Here is a 21,669-nt window from a genome sequence, read left to right as displayed (position 1 = left end):
GGTCAGCCGTTGCCGATGATCCTGACCACCTCCACGAACACCGCGGCTCGGCGTTCGGCGGCCATCACCCGGTCGTACTCCGCCCAGTCGTCGTGGGTTCCGGTGGCGGCGCGGAACACCTCGCGCAGCAGGGGCGGGAGGTCGTCGGCCGGGAAGGACGGGTCGGGGTCGTCCGGGCCGATCAGGCGGACCGGGCCGGTCACCGAGAGCCAGCGCCAGCCGCGGCGGAACGTGACGGTCGCGTGGCCGTTGCGGCGCAGCAGCGCGAGCTTGTGCGCGCCGCCGACGGCGACGAAGCCGACGCTCGGCTTGCCGGTCACCGGGTCGTTCAGGATGCCCGCGTTCACCACGGAGGCGTGCACGGTGCCGTCGGCGCGGGTCGTGGCCACGGTGGCGAGGCCGTTCTCCTCCACCGTCAGCGCGCGGAGCTGTTCCAGGGTTGCCGTCATGCTCCTGTGCAACGCGGCGGCGGCCCGGCGCATTTCCGGTCCGGCACTAGGCTCGGGGACATGTTCGATGATCTCGAGTTCCCGGTGATCGTGGCGCCGATGGCGGGCGGGCCGACGACGCCGCAGCTGGTCGGCGCCGTCACGGACGCGGGCGGGTTCGGTTTCCTCGCGGCCGGCTACCTCAGCGCGGAGACGCTGGACGCCCGGATCGCGCACACCGCCGACCTCACCGGCGGCCGGTTCGGCGTCAACCTGTTCGTCCCCGGCGGCCGGTCGGTGGCCGACCTCGCCGCGCACCGCGAACGGTTGCTCGCCGAAGCCGTGCGCTACGGCGTCGAACTCGGCGACCCGGTCTGGGACGACGACGAGTACCCGGCGAAACTCGACCTCGTCGTGCGCCACCGGGTTCCGCTGGTGTCGTTCACCTTCGGCGCGCCGACGTCCGCCGAGGTGCAGCGGATCCACGAGGCCGGCGGAAAGGTCGCGGTCACCGTCACGAATCCGGAGGAAGCCGACCTCGCCGCCGCGCGCGGAGCCGACGCGCTCGTCGTGCAGGGCTTCGAGGCCGGTGGCCACCGGGGCCTGTTCACCGACGACCCGGGCAACCCGGCCGGCGGCGAGGAGTACGGCCTGCTCGCGCTGCTGCGTTTGCTCGGCGCGCGCACGAGCCTGCCGTTGATCGCGGCCGGTGGCCTGGTCAACGGCGCCGACGTCGCGGCGGTGCTGGCGGGCGGCGCGTCGGCGGCGCAGCTGGGCACGGCCTTCCTGCTCGCGACGGAAGCCGGCACCGGCGAGACCCAGCGGCGGGCGCTCGCCGAGGCGGGCCGGGCGACTGCGTTCACGCGCGCGTTCAGCGGACGCCCGGCGCGGGGCATGGTGAACCGCGTCCTGAGCGACCTCTCCGCCGACGCGCCCGCCGCCTATCCGCAGCTGCACCACCTGAGCAAACCGGTCCGCGCGGCGGCCGGGAAAGCCGGTGACCCGGAGGCGATGTCGCTGTGGGCGGGGCAGACGTATCCGCTCGCCAGCGACGGTTCAGCGGCCTCGATCGTGGCTCGTCTCCGTGCGGAAGCGAAGTCCGCGGCGGAACGGCTCGACCGGTTGCGTTGAGCTTTCCGACGTTCGTGTGCCGCCTCGAGTCGGTGGCAGCGCGCCCGAGGACCCGCATGTGGTTTGGTCGCGGGCAGTGTCGAAGCGGGCGGTTCGCGCGATGGCGATGCGCGCTCATGGGCCACGAACGTGCCCGATTGGGCACGTCAGCGGATCGCCGACACGGGCAAAGCACATGCGGGGGACACCGCAACGGCGTCCCCCGCATCAAAGCCGCGGCAAGCAGAACCGCGGCGATCCGAACTGCGGCAAGCAAAGCCTGCGGCGATCGGAACCGCGGCGAGCAAAGCCTGCGGCAAGCAGAACCGCAGCAAGCAAACCCGCAGCAAGCAAACCCGCAGCGATCTGAACCGCAGTGTCAGTCCGAAGTGGACTTCACTCCGCCAGCATCCCCGTCGCCAGAACCAGCCGACTCGCCCCGTTCCATCGCGGAGTGCCGTTTGCTGTAGGAGAAGTAGATCACCATCCCGATCGCGAACCAGATCGCGAAGCGCAGCCAGGTTTCCGGCTTCAGGAACGTGATCAGCCAGACCGAGAAGATCACCCCGATGATCGGCACCACCGGCATGCCGGGCGTCTTGAACGTGCGCGGCAGGTCCGGGCGCTTGTAGCGCAGCACGATCACCGCGATGCAGACGACCACGAAGGCCAGCAGGATGCCGATGTTCGTCAGTTCCGCGGCTTCGCCGATCGGCAGCACGCCCGCGATCAACGCGGACGCGACGCCCAGGATCCACGTGATGCGCGACGGGACCTTGCGCACCGGATGGGTCTTCGAGAACCACTTCGGCAGCAGGCCGTCGCGGCTCATCGAGTAGCCCACCCGGGTCGCGCCCAGCAGGAAGGTGAACAGCACCGTCAGGATGCCGATGATCGCGCCGACCGCGATGATCGCGCCCAGCCAGCCGAGGCCGACCTTCGCGAATGCGCTCGAGAACGCGGCTTCCGGGTTGATGTCGGTGTACTTCACCATGCCGGTCAGGACCAGGCAGGCCAGCACGTACAGCACCATCGAGATCGCCAGCGAGTAGATGATCGCCTTCGGCATGTGCTTCTGCGAGTCCTGCGACTCCTCGGCCGCGGTCGACATCGCGTCGTAGCCGAAGACCGCGAAGAACACCGTTGCCGCGCCGGTGAAAGCGCCGCTGAGGCCGAACGGGAAGAAGTTGCTGTAGTTGCCGCTCTGGATGTGGAAGGCGCCGACCACGATCACCAGCAGCACCAGGCCGACCTTCAGGTACACCAGCAGCGTTTCGAAGCGCGCCGCGTTTTTCATGCCCTGATTGAGAATGAAGGCGATCAGCAGGCAGAGCAGCACCGCGAACAGGTTGATCTTGTACGACCCTGGTTCGACGCCCGCCGGTTCCGTCCCTGGGGCGCCGGACATCCAGTGCGGCAGCGATACGTGCAGGAAGCCCAGCAAATCGTTGAAGTAGCCGGAAATCCCGATCGCCACCACGGACACGATCGCGGTGTACTCCAGCAGCAGGTCCCAGCCGATGAACCAGCCGACGATCTCGCCGAGCACCGCGTACCCGTAGGTGTAAGCCGAGCCCGCGCGCGGGATGAGGCCGGCGAACTCGGCGTAGGAGAACGCCGCCGCGGCGCTCGCGATGCCCGCGATCAGGAACGAGATCAGCACGGCCGGGCCCGCGGTCTTGTTCGCGACCGCGCCGGCGAGCGAGAAGATGCCGGCGCCGATGATGCCGCCGACGCCGATCGCGGTCAGCTGCCGCAAGCCGAGCGTGCGCTGCAGGCCGCTTTCGCCGGCCTGCTCGATGGTTTCGATCGGCTTCCGCCGGAAGATCCCGGACCCGGAGCCCAGGTTAGGGCCGCGCGGAGCTGACATCGATGTCTCCTCAGACTGGTGGTTCGCAGGCCCCGGGTTCCGGGCCCTGGCAGGGCACCGTACCCGGCGGCGCCTCGCCTGTCACCGACTCCATAGTGTGACGATCTTGGCAGCCTGAGTCACCCGGTCGCGGAGTCGTCCTCGACGTCGTTGACCGTGGGCGCCGGGCGCGCGGCCGAGCGGACCGCGCCGGCGGAGAAGAAGGCGAGCAGTTCCGCGACCTCGGCCGGGTCGTCCAATTGCGGGCAGTGGCCCCAGTCCTCGCGGACGACGAGCCTGCTGTGCGGCACCAGCGTGTGCAGCTTCCGCCCGGACGCGGCCGTCACCAGCTTGTCCTTGCCGCAGGCGACCGCGAGCAGCGGGATCTTGATCTGGTCGAGGCGGTAGGCGTCGGCCAGTTCTGCGACAAGCTGCCGGGCCTCTTCGAGCCGCGACGTGGTGGCCCGGTAGTCGGGAAAGAGGGTGGTGAACCGCCGGACCTGGCCCGCGTCGGCTTGCCGCGAGTCGGCGTAGAGGATCCGCGGCACGAGCTGTTCGGCGACCGCGCGGACCAGGAAACCCGGCACCGGCAACGGAAGCGAGGAGTACAGCCGCAGCGGCAGCGGGTTGCGCCCGACCGTGCGCACCAGCCACGAGTCGACGAAGCCGGGCGCGGCGATCGACACCACGCCCGCGGCCGGCAGCCGCTGGTTCTGCGCCGCGCGGAGGCTCATCGTGCCGCCGAGCGAGTTGCCCGCGAGCACCACCGGGCCGAGCACGGCCTGCTCGCGGACCACCGCGGCGGTGAAGGCGTCGAGCTGCGGCAGCATCGGACCGGGGCGCAGCGGCTGCGCGTCGCCGAAGCCGGGAAGGTCGACAGCGATCGCGGCGATGCCCGCGGCGGCTAGTTCTCCGAGTACTGGCCGCCACGTGTCGGCACTGTCGCAATATCCGTGGAGCAACACGAGGCGCGGCGCGCGGGGTTTCCCGTCGGCCTTGCGGCGCGTGCGCTTGGGTGCGGGCGCCTCGGCGACGGGCGGCCCGACCTCCAGCACGCGCGTGCGCATGCCGGCGAACCGCCGGAAGGATTCCCGGATCGGCTCCGGTTCGCTGGGGTGCCGGCCGCCCCGGCCGGCCGGGACTGGCCGCTGCGTCGCGGTCATGTTCTCCAGGTTAACCGCCCAAGGTCGAGTTCTGGTGGAACTTTGGGGGTCACTATCTGATTGCGAAGCTGGGGTGTTGACGATTTACCGGAGAACAGGTAAAAGCGCCGGCCTGGACTCACTGAACGTGAAAAGCCCAGGCCAGCGCGGCGCGACCAGTGTCAGCGAGTGAAAACGATCTTCCCCGCGGTCTCGCCGGCGGCCATCGCGGCGAATCCCGCGGGGGCCTCCGTAAGGGGGAGCTCCGTGCCGATCTGCGGCTTGATGCCCTTCAGATCGAGGTAGGCGAGCAGGTCGGCCAGCTCGTCGCGGGTGCCCATGGTCGAGCCGAGGACTCGCAGCTGCAGGAAGAAAACCCGCTGCAGGTCGGCCGACGGGTCGGGGCCGCTGGTCGAACCGGACACCACGACCACGCCGCCCGGCTTCAGCGATTTGAGCGTGTGCCCCCAGGTCGCCTTGCCGACGGTCTCGAACACCGCGTCCACCCGCTCGGGCAGCCGCGCGCCGGACTCGAACGTCTGGTGCGCGCCGACGCTCTCGGCCAGCGCGCGCTTCTCCTCGGTGCGCCCGGTGACCCACACGCGGAACCCGGCAGCGCGGCCGAGCGCGATCAGCGCGGTCGACACCCCGCCGGACGCGCCCTGCACCAGCATCGTCTGGCCTGGCCGCAGCTCCGACTTCACGAACAGCATCCGGTACGCGGTGAGCCAGGCGGTGCCCATCGTCGCGCCCTCGGCGAAGCTCAGTCCGGCCGGCTTCGGCACCGCGTTGCGGGCCGGGACCACGACCTGGTCGGCGAACGTGCCCTGGTGCTTCTCGGTGAGCAGAGTGCGCTTCGGGTCGAGCGTGTCGTCGCCCTGCCAGCCCGGCGCGTTGATCACCGAATGCAGCACGACCTCGGTGCCGTCGTCGAGCGTGCCCGCTCCGTCGCAGCCGAGGATCATCGGGAACTGGTCGGCCTTGATGCCGACGCCGCGCAAGGTCCACAGGTCGTGCATGTTCAGGCTGGCGGCTTTGACGTGCACCCGGACCCAGCCTTCGGGCACCTCGGGTTCCGGCCGCTCGCCGACGACCAGCGAATCGAGCGGGGACTCGGCGTTGGGTTCCTGCGCGTATACGGCGAACATGGCAGCAACCTACCTCCCCTGCGCGACCCGCCGCAGTGGAGCGCGCGTAGGCTCACACTCGTGTTTGAGGGCCTGGCCAACTGGTGGGACGGGGTCGAGCTGTGGCTCGCCCAAGCCTGGTTCCCCGTGCAGTTCGTGCTGGTGATGGCGGTGCTCGTGCCGCTGTGCCTGCTCGCCGCGTGGGCCATCGACAAGCTGGTCGAGCGCTTCGGCCGCTGGTTCGGCACGGCCCGTGACGACGACGGTCCCGGCCGCTCCTAAGCTGGCACACCATGGTCAACCGTAGGCGGATCACCGCTGCGCTCGTCGGTCTCCTCGTGCTGGTGCTCGGCGGATGGCTCGTCAAGGAAACCGCCGGCTCCTCGGATTCGCCGGCGCCGTCGTCCTCGTCGAGCGCTCCCGCCGCCGCTTCCGGGAAGGTGCCGGGAGCGGACTCGAAGCTGCCGGTCAAACCGTTGTCCTCGCTGCCTTCGCAGGCGAAAGACACCTGGACACTGATCCAAAAGGGCGGGCCCTATCCGTATCCGCGCAATGACGACGTCGTCTTCCAGAACCGGGAGAAAAGGCTTCCCGCGGAGAAGAACGGCTATTACCACGAATACACCGTGAAAACGCCGGGGAGCCCGGACCGAGGGGCCCGCCGGTTGATCACAGGGGCGGGGAAAGAGTTGTATTACACAGGCGATCATTACGCGTCGTTCGTCGTTGTGGACCCCGCGCGGTGACCGGCGAGACGGCGCAGGCCGCGGCGGACGCGGCGTTCGCGCGCGGGGCTTATCCGCATCGGGTCGACGGGACGCGGGCGCTGGACAAACTGTCGGCGCTGGACGCGATCGGCGAGGCGCTGTCTTTTCCGTCTTATTTCGGGCGGAATCTGGACGCGCTGTACGACATGCTCACGGATTTGTCGTGGCTGCCGACCGGCGAGCACGTGCTGATCTGGACCGGGTCGGACGGATTGAAAGCCGCCGAGCCCAAGGCTTATCTGGCGGTGCGCAGCGTGTTGTCGGACGCGCAGCGGGCGATGGGCTCCGGTGACCGGCGGCTGACCTTGGTGCTGGTGGAGGCTTGACGAGCCGTGAGGGGAACCCCGGGGTTCCCCTCACGGACGGCGTCAGTCCTGCGGCACCCAGTTCGGCTTGCGCTTCTGGGCGAAAGCCTGGATCCCTTCCTGGCCTTCCGCGCTGGCGAAGAATCCCGCCGAGAGGGCGTTCATGTCCGCGAAGCCTTCGGCCGGAGTGGCCGGACGCGGGCGGGCCAGCAGTTCCTTGGTGGCGGCCAACGCTTTCGGGCCGCCAAGGGTCAGCGACTTGAGGTAGGCCTCGACGGTCTTGTCCAGGTCCTCGGCGGGGACGCAGGCGTTCAGCAGGCCGATCTCCACCGCGCGCTTCGCGTCGAAGACGTCGCCGGTCAGGAACAGTTCGTGCGCGGCACGGGCGTTCAGCCGCGGGAGCACCGTCAGGCTGATGACCGCCGGGATGACGCCGATGCGGACTTCCGAGAAGGCGAACGTCGCTTCCGGGACCGCGACCGCGATGTCGCACGCGGCGACCATGCCGATGCCGCCCGCGCGAGCCGGGCCGGCCAGCCGGGCGACGACCGGCTTCGGGCTCGTCCACAGCTGGTCCAGGATCTGCGGGAACTCGTTCACGCCCTGGTCGGAGGAACCGGCGCCGCGGGCTTCCTTCAAGTCCATGCCGGCGCAGAAGACCGGGCCGGTGTGGGTCAGTTGCACCACGCGCACCGAGTCGTCCTCGCGGGCCTTGGTCAGCGACTCGCTCAGTTCCCGCCGCAGCTGCGCCGACAGCGCGTTGCGGTTGTGCGGGGAGTCCAGGGTGATCGTGGCGATGCCGGCCGCCACCTCGTAGTGCACCAGTTCGTCAGCCATGCCTGACACTTTCGCACACCGCCTGCCCGGGAGCGGGTGTGAAGTTCATGCACGAAAACCCGTGCACGAAAATTCGTGCACCGCTACCTTGGACGCATGGCAGAACCTCGCCCCGCCGATCTCAAGGCACTCAAAGCGCTCGCGAATCCGTTGCGGCAGCGGATTCTCGAGGCGCTCGCCGCGTCCGGACCGGCGACGTCGACCACGCTCGCCGAACGGCTGGGCGTGACCAGCGGCGGGACCAGTTACAACCTGCGGGTGCTGGCGGAGAACGGGTTCGTCGAGGAGCTTCCCGAACGCGCGCGCGGACGTGAACGCTGGTGGCGCGTGGCGGATTACGACCTGCGGCTGCCGCCCGCGGACGAACGCGACGACCCGGCCAAGGCGGCGATCGGCGAGCTGCACCGGCTGTGGCTCGCGGGCGACACCGAACTCTACGAACGGTTCGAGCGCGAGCGCCCGCGGCTCGGGGAATGGGCGGACGCGATTCCGTACTCGCGCGGCGCGATCACCGTGACGCTGGACGAGCTGGGGGACTTTTTCGAGGCGTATCTCGCCTTGCTGCGCCGGTATCAGCGGCCGGACGACGAGACGCCGGAGGGGGCGCGCCGGGTCGAGACGCGGATGCTCGCGTTCCCGGCCCCGAGTGGAGAGGGGGCCGTCCAGGACTGAACTGGAGGAGGCCCTGGGTGCCGAGCGGCAACTCGGCACCCAGGAATGAGGGAAAACGTCGCACGATCTCCCGAAGCAAGGAGAACACTTCATGCTGCCCTGGGGCAAATCGCGGCTCGCCGCCGCGATCCTCGCGCTGGGCTCGGTCCTTCCGACCGCCCAGCCGGCACAAGCACCACCGTCCGCCGACGTCAGCTTCACCGGCTCGGGCGGAATCACGGTGCACGGCACGGTATTCCGGCCGGGCGGGCCAGCGAAGTCCGCGATCGTCCTGCAAGGCGGGTCGGACTGGCGGACGCGGGACAACCTCCGGTTGCAGGCCGAGATGTTCACGCGACTCGGCGTGACGACGCTCGTGTACGACCGGCGTACCAGCGGTTATTCCAAGACCCAGCGCGATTACGGCGTGCTGGCGGACGATCTGGTCTCGGCGGTGCACGCGTTGCGGTCGCAGTCGGGAGCCGCGGAGGTCGGCGTCTGGGGCGTCAGCGAGGGTGCGTGGGTCGTGCCCCTCGCGGCGACGCGGACCGCGGACATTTCGTATGTGATCACCGTCGGCGGATCCGGGTGGGGCGGAGCCAGGCAGACCTCGTGGTACTGGGGGAATGTCCTTCGCCACCAAGGGATTTCCGGTTCGCTGCTGACGACGTTGCCGGTGCAGGGAACGCGCTTCGCGGTCGGGGCGGGGCTGTTTCCCGAGGCGGATTACGACCCGGTCCCGGTGTTGCGGCGGCTGAAACAGCCGATCCTGGCATTGTGGGGCGACCTCGACATCAACCACGTGCCGGTCGAGAGTTCCCGGATCTTCGCGGACGCGCTGGCCGGGCACCCGAACCACACGATTCGGTTTGTCGCTGGCGGCGGGCCGGATCTGTACCCGACCAGCGATGCCGGGTTCGACCGGCTGCCTCGGGTCGTGTCCGGTTACCCGGCGGTCGTCGGCCAATGGCTGGCGGATCGGCAGGGCGTGCACGTGGAGACCGCGGCGTTCACGCAGTGGCCGACCGAAGCGCTCCGGCCGCTTTCCTGGTGGGAATCTGTTTGGGCGCATGGGATCGCGCTCGCCTTGCTGCTTGGCGGGTTCGCGGTCGGCGGCGTGGTCGCGCTGGTGCGTCGCCGGGGGACCAGGTCGTCGCGGTGGCTGGCCGGGTTGGGAACGGCGACTGTCGCCGGGTTCGTCGGAATGCTCGGCTGGGCGCAGATGTCCGGGATGAAGGATCTCGGACCGGTGTTCGTCGGACGGCCGTTGCCGTGGCTTGCGGTGCAAGCGCTGGCGGTCGCGACGGTGGTGGTGTTGGTGGTGACCGCAACCGGGCTGCGGAAACCGGACCGGCGGCGCGGGACGATCGCGCCGCTCGTGGCCGGGTTGGTGTTCGTGCCGTGGGCGGTCTACTGGGGATTGCTGCTCCCGTGAACCGGGCGCGGCCACCCGGGCGCAGCGGGTGGCCGCGGTCCGGATCAGCCGATCGTCGTCGTGGTGAAAACCGGGCTCGGGTTCGGGAAGCACGCCGTCGGTGCGGTCACGTCGCCGATGATGCTGCTGGCCACGGCCTTGAAGGTCAGGCCGGGGTCGCTGTAGCTGGTGCCGGACAGTTTGGTTTCGATCGTGCCGGAGTCGCCTGCCTTGAGATGTGCGGTGATGGTCGGCAGTTCGAAGGTCGAACCGCCGGCGATCGGGCCGGGGAAGCTCAGGGTCGCGACGCCGTTGGCGACGCTGATCGTCGGCGGGGTGTCGCCGAGGCCGGAGCCGCCGGCGAGGTCGGCGCTGACGTAGGTCGAGTTCGCCGGGATCGGGAACTTCAGCGCGAAGGTGTTGATGTTCTTGACTTTGTTGCCGCCCACGTCGCTCGGGACGGTGTTGGGCGCGGGGTCGATGACGACGTCGAACGCGCCGCCGGGGGCGACCGTCGCGGGTGCGGTGACGTCGGCGTTCTGGGTCAGCGACACCTGCTGCGGGCCGACCACCGGTGCGTCGGCCTGGCAGTCGAAGTTGATCGCGGTCGCGGCGGACGCCGGGGCCGCGAGGGCGAGCGGAAGGGCGGCGACCGCCGTCAGCGCGGCCAGCCGGTAAAAGTGAGGTGCTTTCATCTGTGTGCTCCTACCTGCGGGTTTCACGGGGGAGAGAGAAAGCTGCGCAGCGATTAGAGAGTTACCGGCAAGTTAAGTAGCGCGTCAAGGATTGACCGTTCACGGGTGCGCACCGTGACGGAAAATGTGAATACTGCTCACCTTGTGGCGGTAGGAGTGGTCTGAAGCGGCCGTTCGGGCCTACCGACGGTGGTCCGACAGGGCGAGCCAGCGATCAGGTCAGGCGGCGGTCCGCAGCAGTCCGGAGATCGCGGCGGCGTACCGTCCGATCACGACGTCCGCGACGCGCGGGTCGTCCGCGAGCGGCTCGGCGATGAACGCGCCCGGGTCGGCGTCGCGGGCCAGCAAGGCGATCCGGTCCGGCAGCAAACCGGGGGCCAGGAACCACGACGCCACCACGAGATGCCGCACGCCGCGATCGCGCAGGCGAGCGGCGGCGGCCGGGATGTCCGGCTGAGTGGCGCTGGCGAACGCCTCGCTCACCGGAACTCCGAGCTGCTTTTCCCAGCGTGCGGCCACTCCGGCGACGACCGCGTTGGCCTCGGGATTGGACGAGCCGACCGCGCTCAGCAGCACGCCGGTTCCGCTGCGGAGGCGGGCTCCGGCGAGCCGGTCGAGGGCGACGGCTTCGAGCGCCGGGTCGGCGCCCAGCACGTCCGACACCCGGATCCGGAACCCGGGGCACTCCGCGGTCACCTCGTCGACCAGCGCGGGCAGGTCGACCCGGGCATGGAAAGCGCTGCCCAGCAACAACGGCACGACGACCGCGGAGCGGTGCCCGTCAAAATAAAGGCCGCGCAGCACGTCGGTAACCCGCGGCTCCGACAGGTCGAGGAACGATTCGTGCACGTCCAGCCCCGGCGCCTGCGCACGGACGACGTCGACCAGCGCCCGCACCGTCGCGGCGGAGCGGGGGTCACGACTGCCGTGCGCGACGGCGACCAGGGGAGGCGTCACGAGAACCGTTCTCCGACGAGTCCGGCGGCGAGCGTGTCGCCGTCCTTCGGGTCGATCACCAGGAACGCGCCGGTGCGCGGGCTCACGCCGTAGTCGTCCACCGGCAGCGGCTCGGCCAGCTGCAGGCTGACACTGCCGATGTCGTTGAGCTCCAAGCTTTCCGGAGAGTCCACACTGGACAGAGTCTGCTCGTCGAACCGGGCGTGCAACTCGGTGGTGAGTCCTTGCACGGTCCGCGTGCCGTGCTTGATCAGCACCCGCGCGCCGGTCTTGAGCGGCTTCGAGGACAGCCAGCACAGCGTGCCGGTGATCTCGTCAGTGACCTCCGGCGGCGCGTCGGCGGCCGCGATGAGGTCGCCGCGGCTGATGTCGATGTCGTCGGAGAGCAGCAGGGTCACCGAGGTGCCGGCGCCTGCTTCTTCCAACGGACCGTCCGCGGTGTCGATCCGCTCGACTCGGCTGCGGATCCCTTGCGGCTGCACGACAATCTCGTCGCCAGGACGCACCGTGCCGGCGGCGATCTGACCGGCGTAGCCGCGGTAATCCGGGTACTCGGCGGTGCGGGGGCGGATCACGTACTGCACCGGGAAGCGCAGCGCGGAATCGTGCGGATCCGGTGCCACGGGCACGTTTTCGAGGTGCTCCAGCAGTGACGGGCCGTCGTACCACGGGGTCTTCTCGGACCGCGTCGCCACGTTGTCGCCGACCAGCGCGGAAACCGGAATGGTGACCACGGAGGCCGAGTCGTAGCCCAGCGATTCCGCGTGCGCGGTGAACTCCTTGGCGATGACGCCGAAGGTGTTCTCGTCGTAGTCGACGAGGTCGATCTTGTTCACCGCCAGCACCAGCTGCGGCACGCCCAGCAGCGCGAGGACGGCCGCGTGCCGCCGGGTCTGCTCGACCACGCCGTTGCGCGCGTCGACCAGCAGCACCGCGAGCTGTGCGGTGGACGCGCCGGTGACCGTGTTGCGGGTGTACTGCACGTGCCCCGGGGTGTCGGCGAGCACGAACGACCGCTTCGGCGTGGCGAAATACCGGTACGCGACGTCGATCGTGATGCCCTGTTCGCGCTCCGAGCGCAGGCCGTCGACGAGCAGCGAAAGGTCCGGAGTGGACAGTCCTTTGTCGACGGACGCGCGGGTGACCGCGTCGAGCTGGTCGGCGAGAACGGACTTGGTGTCGTACAGCAGCCGCCCGACCAGCGTGGACTTCCCGTCGTCCACGCTGCCCGCGGTGGCCAGCCTCAGCAGGCTCGACATCAGAAGTAGCCCTCCCGTTTGCGGTCTTCCATGGCCGCCTCGGACATCCGGTCGTCGGCGCGGGTGGCGCCGCGTTCGGTGAGCCGCGAAGCCTGGACCTCGGCGATCACTTCGTCCACAGTGGACGCCGTGGATTCGATCGCGCCGGTACACGAACCGTCGCCGACGGTCCGGTAGCGCACGCTCAGCTCGCGCACGTCCTCGCCGGGACGCGGCCCGCCCCACGGGCCTTCGCTGAGCCACATGCCGTCGCGCTGGTAGACCGCGCGCTGGTGGGCGTAGTAAATCGAAGGCAGCTCGACCTTCTCGCGGGCGATGTAGTTCCACACGTCCGCTTCGGTCCAGTTGGACAGCGGGAACACGCGGACCTGCTCGCCCGGACGGTGCCGTCCGTTGTAGAGGTTCCACAGCTCCGGCCGCTGCCGGCGCGGCTCCCACTGGCCGAAAGCGTTGCGCAGGCTGAAGATCCGCTCCTTGGCGCGCGCCCGCTCCTCGTCGCGACGACCGCCGCCGAAGACCGCGTCGAACTTGTTCTCCGCGATCGTCTCCAGCAGCGGCGTGGTCTGCAGCGGGTTGCGCAGGCCGTCGGCGCGTTCCTCGAGCCGGCCGTCGTCGATCCAGTCCTGGACCTTCGCGACGACCAGCCGCAGCCCGTGCTTTTCGACGACGCGGTCGCGGAACTGCAGGACCTCGTCGAAGTTGTGCCCGGTGTCCACGTGCAGCAGCGGGAACGGCACCGGCGCGGGCCAGAAGGCCTTGATCGCCAGGTGCAGCATCAGCGTCGAGTCCTTGCCGCCGGAGAACAGGATCACCGGCCGGTCGAACTCGCCCGCGACCTCGCGGAAGATGTGGATGGCCTCGGACTCAAGGGCGGCCAGGTTGTCGACAGCCGCATCGGCCGCCGGTTCCGCCGTCGTCATTAGTCCTCCTGTGTTAGCCATCAGCCATGCAGTCCGCACTCGGTCTTCGACTGCCCCGCCCACCGGCCGCTGCGCGGATCCTGCCCCGCCTCGACCTTCGCCGTGCACGGCGCACAGCCGATCGACAGGTAGCCGATCGACACCAGCGGGTTCTCCAGAATCCCGTTCGAGTGCAGGTAGCCGTTGAACTCGTCGTCGGTCCACGCCGCGATCGGGTTGATCTTCACCAGGCCGTTGCGCTCGTCCCAGGTGACGATCGGCGTGTTCGCGCGGGTCGGCGCGTCCACCCGGCGCACGCCGGTGACCCACGCCGAGTACTTGCCGAGCGTCTGCCGCAGCGGCACGACCTTGCGCAGGAAGCAACATTGGCCGGGGTCGCGTTCGTGCAGCTTCGGCCCGTACTCCGCGTCCTGTTCGGCGACGCTCTGCTCGGCCTGCGCGTTGACGATCCGGACCTCCGGGTACACCGTCTGCACCGCGTCGCGCACCCCGAGGGTTTCGGCGAAGTGGTAGCCGGTCTCCAGGAACAGCACGTCCACCGCGGGCTTGACCTTCGTGGCGAGGTCGATCAGGACGGCGTCCTGCATGTTCGACGCCACGATGAAGTCGTCGCCGAAGGTCTCGGCCGTCCAGCGAAGCGCCTCCTCGGCGGTCGCCTCGGCCAGTTCCTTCTCGGCGCGCTCGGCCAGCGCCCGGTAGTCCGCCACCGCGGTCACTGCAACACCCCTTCTTCAGCCCGCAACGCCCACTGCGGGAACCGTTCGCCCGGTTCGCGGCCCGCGACGTACGCGCGCACCACGCGTTCCACGTACTCGACCAGTTCGCCCGCGGTGACCTTGTGGCCGCGCAGCTTCCGGCCGAATCCGGCGTCGAGCCCGAGGCCGCCGCCGAGATGCACCTGGAAGCCCTCGACCTGATTGCCCTGGGCATCGGTGACGATCTGGCCCTTGAGCCCGATGTCCGCGGTCTGCACGCGGGCGCAGGAGTTGGGGCAGCCGTTGAGGTGCACCGTGACCGGCGTTTCCAGCTGCGCGTTGATGTCGGCGAGCGACTTCTCCAGATCCGCGACCAGCTGCTGCGCGCGCACCTTCGTCTCGACGATCGCGAGCTTGCAGAACTCCAGCCCGGTGCACGCCATCACGCTGCGCCGCCACGGCGACGGCTTGGTCTGCAGGCCCAGCTCGGCCAGCTCCGTCTCCAGCGCGGGGACCTTGTCCTCGGGCACGTCGAGCACGATCAGCTTCTGGTGCGGGGTCAGCCGCACCCGCTGGGATCCGGCCCGCTCAGCCGCGTCGGCGACGGCGACCAGCGTGCTGCCGGACACCCGCCCGGCGACCGGCGCGGCGCCGACGTAGTAGTTGCCGTCCTTCTGCTTGTGCACGCCGACGTGGTCGATCGGGGTCGCGGGGTTCTCCGGCGGCGGGCCGTCGATCAGCTTCCGCTTCAGGTACTCCGACTCGAGAACTTCACGGAATTTCTCGATGCCCCAGTCCTTGACCAGGAACTTCAGCCGCGCCCGCGAACGGAGCCTGCGGTAGCCGTAGTCGCGGAAGATGGACACGACGCCTTCCCACACCTGCGGGACCTCGTCCAGCGGGACCCACGCACCGAGCCGCTGCGCAAGCATCGGGTTCGTGGAGAGCCCGCCGCCGACCCACAGGTCGAGGCCGGGGCCGTGCTCGGGGTGGTTCACGCCGACGAACGCGATGTCGTTGATCTCGTGCACGATGTCCGGCAGCCCGGAGATCGCGGTCTTGAACTTGCGCGGCAGGTTGGCGAACCGGGGGTCGCCGATGTAGCGCTCGAGGATCTCGTCGATCGCCGGAGTGGCGTCGAGGACCTCGTTCTCGGCGATGCCGGCGACCGGGGAGCCGAGCACGACGCGCGGGCAGTCGCCGCAGGCCTCGGTGGTGGTCAGGCCGACGTTCTCCAGCCGGGACCAGATGGAGGGCACGTCCTCGATCTGGATCCAGTGGTACTGGACGTTCTGCCGGTCGCTGATGTCGGCGGTGTCGCGCGCGTGCTCCCGCGAGATCTCGCCGACCACCCGCAGCTGCTCGGTGGTGAGCGCGCCGCCGTCGATGCGCACGCGCATCATGAAGTAGCGGTCGTCGAGCTCCTCGGGCTCCAGCAGCGCGGTGCGGCCGCCATCGATGCCGGGCTTGCGCTGGGTGTAGAGGCCGAACCAGCGGAACCGGCCGCGAAGGTCTCCCGGGTCGATCGAGTCGAAACCCCGGTGCGCGTAGATGTTCTCGATCCGCGAGCGGACGTTGAGCGGGCTGTCGTCCTTCTTCGAGCGCTCGTTCGGGTTCAGCGGTTCCCGGTAGCCGAGCGCCCACTGGCCCTCGCCGCGCTTCTGGCGAGTCCGAGGCGTGCGGCCCTTCGCGGGCGTCTCACGCGGGGGTGCGGACATGGAGATCCTCCGGGCGGGGTTGTCGAGGCGGCTCCGCCGCGGCGTCGATGCGGGGCGGGCGGGCCGGTCGTCCAGGTGGTGGGCTGGGCGGGGTGGTGCGCGGGAGTCAGCGAACAGGCCGGCAGAGCGCGCTCGCGACCCGGAGAAGGTCGACGTGGCGGCGCGCCACGAGAAGGACACCGGCAGGACTCACCGGCTCAGATTGCCACGCGGGCCGAACGTCGTCCAAGGGCGTCCGGATCGTGGGAGAAGGCTCACTGCGGGGGTGCGAAACGGCCGCCGATGTGCATTGGCCGGGCGATCTGCCAGGTCTTTCCCGTCTTTCGGACGCATCGTGGGACGGTTTCGGGCGCTTGTCAACCGGGTGCGCGCCGGGCGGCGCATCGTTCGGCAGCCGAACTTTCCGCCGGGTGGCGCAGGGGCGCGCGGGAGCCGGCGGCAGGCGGGGGAGAATGGACGTCGTGCCTGTTCCCGACACCCACCGTCCTCCCGCCGGACTGCCCGAGACCGCGCTCGCCGGTCTCGGCACCCGTCCGTTCGGCGTGTACGTCCACGTGCCGTTTTGCGCGACCCGCTGCGGTTACTGCGACTTCAACACCTACACCGCGGGCGAACTCGGTTCTGCCGCCTCGCCGCGGTCGTGGCTGGACGCGCTGCGCCGCGAGCTGGAGCTGGGCGCGGAGATCCTGGACAACGCACCTCAGGCGGAGACGGTGTTCGTCGGCGGCGGAACGCCGTCCATGCTCGGCGCGGACGGGCTGGCCGAGGTTCTCGACGGCGTCCGGTCGGTGTTCGGGCTCGCGCCAGGTGCGGAGGTGACGACCGAATCGAACCCGGAGTCCACTTCGCCCGAGTTCTTCGCGGGCATCCGTGACGCGGGTTACACCCGGGTGTCGCTGGGCATGCAGTCCGCGGCCCGGCACGTGCTCAAGGTGCTCGACCGCGTGCACACGCCCGGCCGTCCGGTCGACGCCGCGCGCGAGGCCCGGGCCGCCGGGTTCGAGCATGTGAACCTCGACCTTATTTACGGCACACCGGGGGAGAGGGTCGAAGACCTGCGCGCGTCGCTCGACGCTGTGCTCTCTGCGGGCGTTGACCACGTGTCCGCGTACGCGCTGATCGTGGAGGACGGCACCGCGCTGGCCCGCCGGGTGCGGCGCGGCGAACTGCCCGCGCCGGACGACGACACGCTGGCCAGCTACTACGAAATGATCGACTCCGTCCTCGCCGGTGCGGGGTTGACCTGGTACGAGGTGTCGAACTGGGCGACCGACGAGGCGGCGCGGTGCCGCCACAACCTCGGCTACTGGCAGGGCGGCGACTGGTGGGGCGCCGGGCCGGGCGCGCACAGTCACGTCGGCGGCGTGCGGTGGTGGAACGTCAAGCATCCGGCCAAGTACTCGAGCCTGCTCGCCCAGCGGCAGAGCCCGGAGGCTGATCGAGAGGTGCTCACCGAGGAGGACCAGCACCTGGAGCGGATCATGCTGGAGCTTCGGATCTCCGACGGACTGGCGTTGTCGGCGCTCGACGAGTCCGGAATCAAGGAAGCGAGGGCGGCCGCCGCGGAGGGGCTGCTCGAAGTGTCCGATTTGGACAGTCGGGGCCGCGCGGTGCTGACCGACCGCGGCCGGTTGCTCGCGGATGCTGTGGTCCGGAGGCTGGCCGGCTGAATTTTCGCCCGCCGGGCATAAATCCGTTCGATCGTTTGTTGGGCTAAGCATACGAGCGAGGGAGACGCGTATGCCGCAGGCGGTCAGATACGGCGAACACGGCGGGATCGAAGTGCTGCAGCTGGCCGAAGTGCCTCGGCCGGCGCCGGAATCCGGGCAGGTGCTCGTGCAGGTCCGGGCCGCGGGCATCAATCCGGGGGAAACGAAGATCCGCGTCGGCGCGCTGGCGGAACGCTGGCCGTCCACCTTCCCGTCCGGGCAGGGCAGCGACCTGGCCGGAGTAGTGGTCGAGCTGGGCGCGGACGTCGAAGAAATCCAGGTGGGGGACGAGGTCGTCGGCTTCGTGCACACCCGTTCCAGTCACGCTGAATACGTGCTGGTTCCGCCGGAGCACCTCGTGCCGAAGCCGAGCGGGCTGGCGTGGGAGGTCGCGGGCGGGTTGTTCGTGGCCGGAACGACCGCGTACGCCGCGGTTCGGGCGGTGTGCCCGCGCGAGGGCGAGACGATCGTCGTGTCCGGGGCTGCTGGCGGGGTCGGGTCGCTGGCTGTGCAGCTGGCGAAGCTCACCGGCGCGACCGTGATCGGCATTGCCAGCGAAGCGAACCACGAGTGGTTGCGCGAGCACGACATTGTCCCGATCGCGTACGGCGAAGGGCTCGAAGAGCGGCTCCGTGAGCTGACTGGAGACCAGGTGCACGCGTTCATCGACACTTACGGCGAAGGTTACGTCGAACTCGCCTTGCGGCTCGGCGTCTACCCCGGCCGGATCGACACGGTGGTCGACTTCGACGCCGCCGAGAAGTACCGGGTGAAGACCGAGGGCAACATCGCCGGGGCGAGCGCCGAGGTCATGCGGGACCTCGTTGCCTTGGCGGACAAGGGATTGCTCGACGTCGAGGTCGCCGCGACGTACCCGCTGGCCGAGGTCCAAGCCGCCTACCGCGAGCTGGAACAGGGCCACACGCGCGGCAAGATCGTGCTCACTTTCTGACCATCGCCGCCAGCCCGGCCACGAACGCCTCCAAGGCGAATTCGAGCCGGGCTTGGCTGGTGTCCGCGTTGAAGAATTCCCCGGCCTGCAACAGGTTCGGGAACGCGCTCGCGGGCAGCGACTGCATGTAGTCCGCCATCTGCCGCTCGCGTTCGCTCATCTTCTCCGGGTCGTAATCGCCGAACGTCCAGCCGCTGGCCTCGTAGGCGAAAGCCTTGGTGTACGTGCTCAACGCGTCGCTGGCGAACATCGCCTGCTGCAGATCCAAGCCGCCCGCGCGCAGCAGCTGAAGCATGACTTCGCCCTGCCGCAACGAATTCGGCGTCACCGGGATCGGTGTCTGCCACGCGACTTTCGCGATGCCCGGATACGCCACCATTGCCTGGATCTGGTGCCGCACTTGCTCTTTGACCTGTTCGGTCCATCGCTGCGGATCCGGTTCGGGGCACGGCACTTCGCTCAGCGCCGCGTCGAGCAGCAGTTCGTCTAGTTCCTCTTTGTTGGCCACGTACGCGTACAGCGACGCGGGCCCGGTCTCCAGCTGCTGCGCGACCCGCCGCATCGAGACGGCGTCAATGCCCTCGGCGGCGAGGATCTCGAGCGCGGTTTTCACGATCAGTTCCTGCGACAGCATTTGCTTCGCGGCGCGCCGGCGCGGGCTCGGCGTCCGGCGCCAGGGCGGGGGCGGTGCGGTCATCCCCGAAGCCTAGACGAACCCCGCGCTTGACGCGAACGGTGTTCGTGAGTACAACTTGTCTCGTACGCGAACGACGTTCGTTAAGGAGTAAAGACATGTCGCAGCACGAAGAAGTCCTCTGTGTCCTCACCCGGCTCGCCGACGCCTGGAACAGCGGAGACGCCACCGCCTACGGGAACCTGTTCACCGAAGACGCCGACTACGTGACGTTCTTCGGGCTCCGGTCCGTCGGCCGTCAGGCGATCGTGGACTCGCATCGGGAGCTGTTCCAGGGAGTGCTCCAGGGCTCGAAGCTCACCGGCTTCGGCGAGCCGCGGGTGCGGTTCCTGCGGGACGACGTCGCGGTCGTCGTGACCGGCGGCGGCTCGTCGCTGACCGGGGGCGACGACCCGGCCGCCGAGGGGCGGGAGAGCTCGCTGACCTACGTGATGGTGCGGGGCGACGAGGGCTGGCAGATCACCGCTTTCCAGAACACGCGGGTCTCGAAGCCGTGGGAAGCATGAGGACGATCGGGGCGTCCCGCACGGACGACGGCGAGTACGTGAGGGGAACCCTGAGGGAATCAGATTCCCTCAGGGTGGCCCTCACGGCTGGCGGATCCCGGAGAACCTCGCGATCGGGCCGACGCTCGCGGAACTCGGGGACGGCGGTACTGGGCGGAACGGGTGAAGGCGCGTACCGTGGGAGACGCGACTTAGGTAAACCTTACTGAAACAGGGGTGTTCGATGGCCGAAGGTCCGGCGCGCAAGGGGAGGACCGCGGTGCGGCTGGAGGTGCTGCGCAAGGAGCACCTCACCCCGCACATGATCCGGATCGTGGCCGGCGGCGAGGGGCTTCGCGATTTCCGCCCGAACGAGTTCACCGACGCGTACGTGAAGGTGATCTTCAAGGTGGACGGGGTGGAGTATCCGGAGCCGTTCGACCTGAACCGGATCCGCGAGGAGCTGCCGCGCGAGCACGCGCCGCGGCTGCGTACGTACACGGTCCGCTCGTACGACGAGGCGGCGGGCGAACTGGTGCTCGACTTCGTGGTGCACGGCGACGAGGGGCTGGCCGGGCCGTGGGCGCAGCGCGCACAGCCTGGTGACGAGCTGCTGCTGGCCGGTCCGGGCGGGGCGTACGCGCCGCGCGCCGACGCCGGCTGGCACCTGCTGGTGGGTGACGAATCGGCGTTGCCGGCCATCGCCGCCGCGCTCGAAGCGCTGCCGGCGGGAGCGTTGGCGCACGTGTTCCTGCTCGTGGCGGACAAGTCGGAGCACCAGCCGCTCGCGACGAAGGCCGACGCTCAGGTCACGTGGCTGCACCGCTCGGCGTCCGACGATCTGGTCGCCGCGGTGAAGGCGCTGCCGTGGCCGGGCCAGGACGTGCACGCGTTCGTCCACGGCGAGGCCGGGTTCGTGCGGGAGCTGCGGCGGTACCTGTTCGACGAGCGCGGCGTCGCGCGGGACGCGGTGTCGCTGTCCGGATACTGGCGCGAGGGCAAGAACGACGAGGCCTGGCGCGAGGAAAAGGCAGCGGAGCGAAAGTCGGCTGCTTCGGCGTAAGGTCGCCGCCATGGCGACCGAGGTGAAGGTGGAGGCCGATCCGGCCGACGCGGGTTTCGACGGGGCACGGCTGCGGCGGATCGACCGGCATTTCGCCCGGTACGTCGACGACGGCCTGCTGCCGGGCTTCCTCGCGGTGGTGAGCAGGCACGGCCGGATCGTGTACGTCGCGTCTGCTGGGGCGCGCGACGTCGAGGCCGGTGCGCCGGTCGAGACCGACACGATCTGGCGGATCTTCTCGATGACGAAGCCGGTCACCTCGGTGGCGGCGATGACGTTCGTCGAGGAAGGCCTGATCGACCTCACCGACCCGATCTCGCGGTGGCTGCCGGAGTTCGCGGAGCCGCAAGTGTACGTGAAGGGTTCGGCGCTGGCTCCGGTCACGGAGCCGGCGACCGAACCGATCCGCCTGTGGCACCTGCTTTCGCACACCGCGGGCCTCACCTACGGCTTCCACCACACGCACCCGGCCGACGCGATCTACCGCGCCGGCGGGTACGAATGGGGCACGCCGCCGGGGCTGGATCTGGCCGAGTGCACCAAGGCGTGGGCGCGGTTCCCGCTCGTGTTCCAGCCGGGTGCGGAGTGGAACTACTCGGTCGCCACCGACGTCCTAGGGCGTCTGGTGGAGGTGCTGGCGGGGAAGCCGCTGGACGAGGTCTTCGCCGAGCGAATCTTCGGCCCGTTGGGCATGACGGACACCGGCTTCTGGACTTCGGACACCGACCGCTTGGCGGCTCTGTACCTGCCTGCGCCGCGGACGAAACAGCTGGTTCGCAACGATGCCTTCGGCGCCTTGGGAACGTCGCGCCCGGCTTGCCTTTCCGGCGGCGGAGGCTTGGTGTCGACGGCGGCTGATTATCACCGGTTTACGCAGATGTTGTTGCGCCGC

The 21,669-nt window shown here is 69.6% G+C and carries 24 protein-coding genes; 11 read left to right on the top strand and 13 right to left on the bottom strand.

Annotation, left to right across the window (positions count from 1 at the left end; genetic code table 11):
* Nucleotides 1-2: 2 nt before the first annotated feature.
* Complete coding sequence (locus ACWDNU_RS36385; protein ID WP_370940707.1) at nucleotides 3-449, bottom strand: pyridoxamine 5'-phosphate oxidase family protein; 447 nt, start codon at nucleotides 447-449, stop codon at nucleotides 3-5.
* A gap of 60 nt (nucleotides 450-509) precedes the next feature.
* Here ACWDNU_RS36385 and ACWDNU_RS36380 point away from each other — a divergent pair, with 60 nt between their 5' ends.
* The gene (locus ACWDNU_RS36380; protein ID WP_449672208.1) at nucleotides 510-1,559 is read left to right on the top strand and encodes an NAD(P)H-dependent flavin oxidoreductase; all 1,050 of its coding nucleotides are present in this window, start codon (nucleotides 510-512) and stop codon (nucleotides 1,557-1,559) included.
* Between the two features lie 358 nt (nucleotides 1,560-1,917).
* Here ACWDNU_RS36380 and ACWDNU_RS36375 read toward each other — a convergent pair whose 3' ends face one another.
* The 3 genes from ACWDNU_RS36375 to ACWDNU_RS36365 all read right to left on the bottom strand — a co-directional run bounded on the left by ACWDNU_RS36375 (nucleotide 1,918) and on the right by ACWDNU_RS36365 (nucleotide 5,677).
* Nucleotides 1,918-3,408 (bottom strand): amino acid permease, encoded by a 1,491-nt coding sequence (locus tag ACWDNU_RS36375; protein ID WP_370935644.1) that lies wholly within the window; start codon nucleotides 3,406-3,408, stop codon nucleotides 1,918-1,920.
* Between the two features lie 119 nt (nucleotides 3,409-3,527).
* The gene (locus ACWDNU_RS36370) at nucleotides 3,528-4,550 is read right to left on the bottom strand and encodes an alpha/beta fold hydrolase (protein WP_449672207.1); all 1,023 of its coding nucleotides are present in this window, start codon (nucleotides 4,548-4,550) and stop codon (nucleotides 3,528-3,530) included.
* A gap of 161 nt (nucleotides 4,551-4,711) precedes the next feature.
* Entirely contained in the window at nucleotides 4,712-5,677 is a 966-nt protein-coding gene (locus ACWDNU_RS36365; RefSeq protein WP_370935646.1) for a zinc-binding dehydrogenase, read from the bottom strand.
* 60 nt (nucleotides 5,678-5,737) lie between these two features.
* On the opposite strand from ACWDNU_RS36365, the gene ACWDNU_RS36360 reads away from it, so the two are divergent.
* From ACWDNU_RS36360 to ACWDNU_RS36350, 3 genes are read left to right on the top strand one after another with little or no spacing between them, the layout of a single operon-like run.
* The gene (locus ACWDNU_RS36360; protein WP_037813693.1) at nucleotides 5,738-5,938 is read left to right on the top strand and encodes a hypothetical protein; all 201 of its coding nucleotides are present in this window, start codon (nucleotides 5,738-5,740) and stop codon (nucleotides 5,936-5,938) included.
* Nucleotides 5,939-5,949: 11 nt separating this feature from the next.
* The gene (locus ACWDNU_RS36355) at nucleotides 5,950-6,402 is read left to right on the top strand and encodes a ribonuclease domain-containing protein (protein WP_370935647.1); all 453 of its coding nucleotides are present in this window, start codon (nucleotides 5,950-5,952) and stop codon (nucleotides 6,400-6,402) included.
* On the top strand, nucleotides 6,399-6,749 hold the full coding sequence (locus ACWDNU_RS36350; RefSeq protein WP_449672206.1) for a barstar family protein: 351 nt from the start codon (nucleotides 6,399-6,401) through the stop codon (nucleotides 6,747-6,749). The genes ACWDNU_RS36355 and ACWDNU_RS36350 overlap by 4 nt, the downstream gene beginning before the upstream one ends.
* Nucleotides 6,750-6,791: 42 nt before the next feature.
* Here the strand turns inward: ACWDNU_RS36350 and ACWDNU_RS36345 are convergent, their stop codons facing one another.
* The gene (locus ACWDNU_RS36345) at nucleotides 6,792-7,565 is read right to left on the bottom strand and encodes an enoyl-CoA hydratase-related protein (protein WP_449672205.1); all 774 of its coding nucleotides are present in this window, start codon (nucleotides 7,563-7,565) and stop codon (nucleotides 6,792-6,794) included.
* Between the two features lie 96 nt (nucleotides 7,566-7,661).
* On the opposite strand from ACWDNU_RS36345, the gene ACWDNU_RS36340 reads away from it, so the two are divergent.
* Both ACWDNU_RS36340 and ACWDNU_RS36335 read left to right on the top strand, forming a co-directional pair.
* Nucleotides 7,662-8,237 (top strand): ArsR/SmtB family transcription factor, encoded by a 576-nt coding sequence (locus tag ACWDNU_RS36340; RefSeq protein ID WP_449672204.1) that lies wholly within the window; start codon nucleotides 7,662-7,664, stop codon nucleotides 8,235-8,237.
* 91 nt (nucleotides 8,238-8,328) lie between these two features.
* Complete coding sequence (locus ACWDNU_RS36335; RefSeq protein ID WP_449672203.1) at nucleotides 8,329-9,651, top strand: alpha/beta hydrolase family protein; 1,323 nt, start codon at nucleotides 8,329-8,331, stop codon at nucleotides 9,649-9,651.
* Between the two features lie 44 nt (nucleotides 9,652-9,695).
* Here ACWDNU_RS36335 and ACWDNU_RS36330 read toward each other — a convergent pair whose 3' ends face one another.
* The 7 genes from ACWDNU_RS36330 to ACWDNU_RS36300 form a co-directional block, all read right to left on the bottom strand.
* Nucleotides 9,696-10,325 carry a cyclase gene (locus tag ACWDNU_RS36330; RefSeq protein ID WP_370935652.1) on the bottom strand — a complete coding sequence of 210 codons (630 nt, stop codon included), beginning with the start codon at nucleotides 10,323-10,325 and terminating at the stop codon, nucleotides 9,696-9,698.
* Between the two features lie 219 nt (nucleotides 10,326-10,544).
* Entirely contained in the window at nucleotides 10,545-11,282 is a 738-nt protein-coding gene (locus tag ACWDNU_RS36325; protein ID WP_449672202.1) for a sirohydrochlorin chelatase, read from the bottom strand.
* A complete protein-coding gene (locus ACWDNU_RS36320; protein ID WP_449672201.1) occupies nucleotides 11,279-12,541 on the bottom strand; it encodes a sulfate adenylyltransferase subunit 1 in 1,263 nt (420 codons plus the stop codon). Before ACWDNU_RS36320 ends, ACWDNU_RS36325 begins: the two co-directional genes overlap by 4 nt.
* Nucleotides 12,541-13,461 (bottom strand): sulfate adenylyltransferase subunit CysD, encoded by a 921-nt coding sequence (gene cysD / locus ACWDNU_RS36315; protein WP_449672200.1) that lies wholly within the window; start codon nucleotides 13,459-13,461, stop codon nucleotides 12,541-12,543. The genes ACWDNU_RS36320 and cysD overlap by 1 nt, the downstream gene beginning before the upstream one ends.
* Before the next feature lie 20 nt (nucleotides 13,462-13,481).
* Nucleotides 13,482-14,177, bottom strand: coding sequence for a phosphoadenylyl-sulfate reductase (locus ACWDNU_RS36310; RefSeq protein WP_370935658.1), 696 nt, complete (start codon nucleotides 14,175-14,177; stop codon nucleotides 13,482-13,484).
* Entirely contained in the window at nucleotides 14,174-15,874 is a 1,701-nt protein-coding gene (locus ACWDNU_RS36305; protein ID WP_449672199.1) for a nitrite/sulfite reductase, read from the bottom strand. Before ACWDNU_RS36305 ends, ACWDNU_RS36310 begins: the two co-directional genes overlap by 4 nt.
* Before the next feature lie 106 nt (nucleotides 15,875-15,980).
* Nucleotides 15,981-16,067, bottom strand: coding sequence for a putative leader peptide (locus ACWDNU_RS36300; RefSeq protein WP_350540000.1), 87 nt, complete (start codon nucleotides 16,065-16,067; stop codon nucleotides 15,981-15,983).
* 259 nt (nucleotides 16,068-16,326) lie between these two features.
* Here ACWDNU_RS36300 and hemW point away from each other — a divergent pair, with 259 nt between their 5' ends.
* Together hemW and ACWDNU_RS36290 are read left to right on the top strand one after the other, a co-directional pair.
* Nucleotides 16,327-17,544, top strand: a complete 1,218-nt coding sequence (hemW, locus tag ACWDNU_RS36295; protein WP_449672198.1) for a radical SAM family heme chaperone HemW — start codon at nucleotides 16,327-16,329, stop codon at nucleotides 17,542-17,544.
* A gap of 70 nt (nucleotides 17,545-17,614) precedes the next feature.
* Nucleotides 17,615-18,535 (top strand): NADP-dependent oxidoreductase, encoded by a 921-nt coding sequence (locus ACWDNU_RS36290; protein ID WP_449672197.1) that lies wholly within the window; start codon nucleotides 17,615-17,617, stop codon nucleotides 18,533-18,535.
* Here ACWDNU_RS36290 and ACWDNU_RS36285 read toward each other — a convergent pair.
* Entirely contained in the window at nucleotides 18,525-19,232 is a 708-nt protein-coding gene (locus ACWDNU_RS36285) for a TetR/AcrR family transcriptional regulator (RefSeq protein WP_449672196.1), read from the bottom strand. The genes ACWDNU_RS36290 and ACWDNU_RS36285 overlap by 11 nt on opposite strands.
* Nucleotides 19,233-19,327: 95 nt before the next feature.
* On the opposite strand from ACWDNU_RS36285, the gene ACWDNU_RS36280 reads away from it, so the two are divergent.
* The 3 genes from ACWDNU_RS36280 to ACWDNU_RS36270 all read left to right on the top strand — a co-directional run.
* Nucleotides 19,328-19,735 carry an SgcJ/EcaC family oxidoreductase gene (locus ACWDNU_RS36280; protein WP_370935664.1) on the top strand — a complete coding sequence of 136 codons (408 nt, stop codon included), beginning with the start codon at nucleotides 19,328-19,330 and terminating at the stop codon, nucleotides 19,733-19,735.
* A 223-nt stretch (nucleotides 19,736-19,958) separates the two neighbouring features.
* On the top strand, nucleotides 19,959-20,777 hold the full coding sequence (locus ACWDNU_RS36275; RefSeq protein ID WP_370935665.1) for a siderophore-interacting protein: 819 nt from the start codon (nucleotides 19,959-19,961) through the stop codon (nucleotides 20,775-20,777).
* A 10-nt stretch (nucleotides 20,778-20,787) separates the two neighbouring features.
* Nucleotides 20,788-21,669, top strand: an 882-nt coding sequence (locus ACWDNU_RS36270) for a serine hydrolase domain-containing protein (protein ID WP_449672195.1), incomplete at its 3' end; no start/stop codon positions are given.

It is taken from the genome of Amycolatopsis sp. NPDC003676, assembly GCF_053587275.1.
The sequence above is the reverse complement of the archived record's forward strand: the minus strand, read 5'-3'. Positions and strand labels throughout refer to the sequence as shown.

Bases quoted from the DNA above. Each gene is read 5' to 3' on its own strand.
- ACWDNU_RS36275 (WP_370935665.1), top strand. From the start codon at position 19,959: ATGGCCGAAGGTCCGGCGCGCAAGGGGAGGACCGCGGTGCGGCTGGAG.
- ACWDNU_RS36280 (WP_370935664.1), top strand. From the start codon at position 19,328: ATGTCGCAGCACGAAGAAGTCCTCTGTGTCCTCACCCGGCTCGCCGAC.
- cysD (WP_449672200.1), bottom strand. From the start codon at position 13,461: ATGACGACGGCGGAACCGGCGGCCGATGCGGCTGTCGACAACCTGGCC.
- hemW (WP_449672198.1), top strand. From the start codon at position 16,327: ATGGACGTCGTGCCTGTTCCCGACACCCACCGTCCTCCCGCCGGACTG.
- ACWDNU_RS36365 (WP_370935646.1), bottom strand. From the start codon at position 5,677: ATGTTCGCCGTATACGCGCAGGAACCCAACGCCGAGTCCCCGCTCGAT.
- ACWDNU_RS36330 (WP_370935652.1), bottom strand. From the start codon at position 10,325: ATGAAAGCACCTCACTTTTACCGGCTGGCCGCGCTGACGGCGGTCGCC.
- ACWDNU_RS36370 (WP_449672207.1), bottom strand. From the start codon at position 4,550: ATGACCGCGACGCAGCGGCCAGTCCCGGCCGGCCGGGGCGGCCGGCAC.
- ACWDNU_RS36335 (WP_449672203.1), top strand. From the start codon at position 8,329: ATGCTGCCCTGGGGCAAATCGCGGCTCGCCGCCGCGATCCTCGCGCTG.
- ACWDNU_RS36355 (WP_370935647.1), top strand. From the start codon at position 5,950: ATGGTCAACCGTAGGCGGATCACCGCTGCGCTCGTCGGTCTCCTCGTG.
- ACWDNU_RS36320 (WP_449672201.1), bottom strand. From the start codon at position 12,541: ATGTCGAGCCTGCTGAGGCTGGCCACCGCGGGCAGCGTGGACGACGGG.
- ACWDNU_RS36340 (WP_449672204.1), top strand. From the start codon at position 7,662: ATGGCAGAACCTCGCCCCGCCGATCTCAAGGCACTCAAAGCGCTCGCG.
- ACWDNU_RS36375 (WP_370935644.1), bottom strand. From the start codon at position 3,408: ATGTCAGCTCCGCGCGGCCCTAACCTGGGCTCCGGGTCCGGGATCTTC.
- ACWDNU_RS36380 (WP_449672208.1), top strand. From the start codon at position 510: ATGTTCGATGATCTCGAGTTCCCGGTGATCGTGGCGCCGATGGCGGGC.
- ACWDNU_RS36345 (WP_449672205.1), bottom strand. From the start codon at position 7,565: ATGGCTGACGAACTGGTGCACTACGAGGTGGCGGCCGGCATCGCCACG.
- ACWDNU_RS36285 (WP_449672196.1), bottom strand. From the start codon at position 19,232: ATGACCGCACCGCCCCCGCCCTGGCGCCGGACGCCGAGCCCGCGCCGG.
- ACWDNU_RS36385 (WP_370940707.1), bottom strand. From the start codon at position 449: ATGACGGCAACCCTGGAACAGCTCCGCGCGCTGACGGTGGAGGAGAAC.
- ACWDNU_RS36305 (WP_449672199.1), bottom strand. From the start codon at position 15,874: ATGTCCGCACCCCCGCGTGAGACGCCCGCGAAGGGCCGCACGCCTCGG.
- ACWDNU_RS36290 (WP_449672197.1), top strand. From the start codon at position 17,615: ATGCCGCAGGCGGTCAGATACGGCGAACACGGCGGGATCGAAGTGCTG.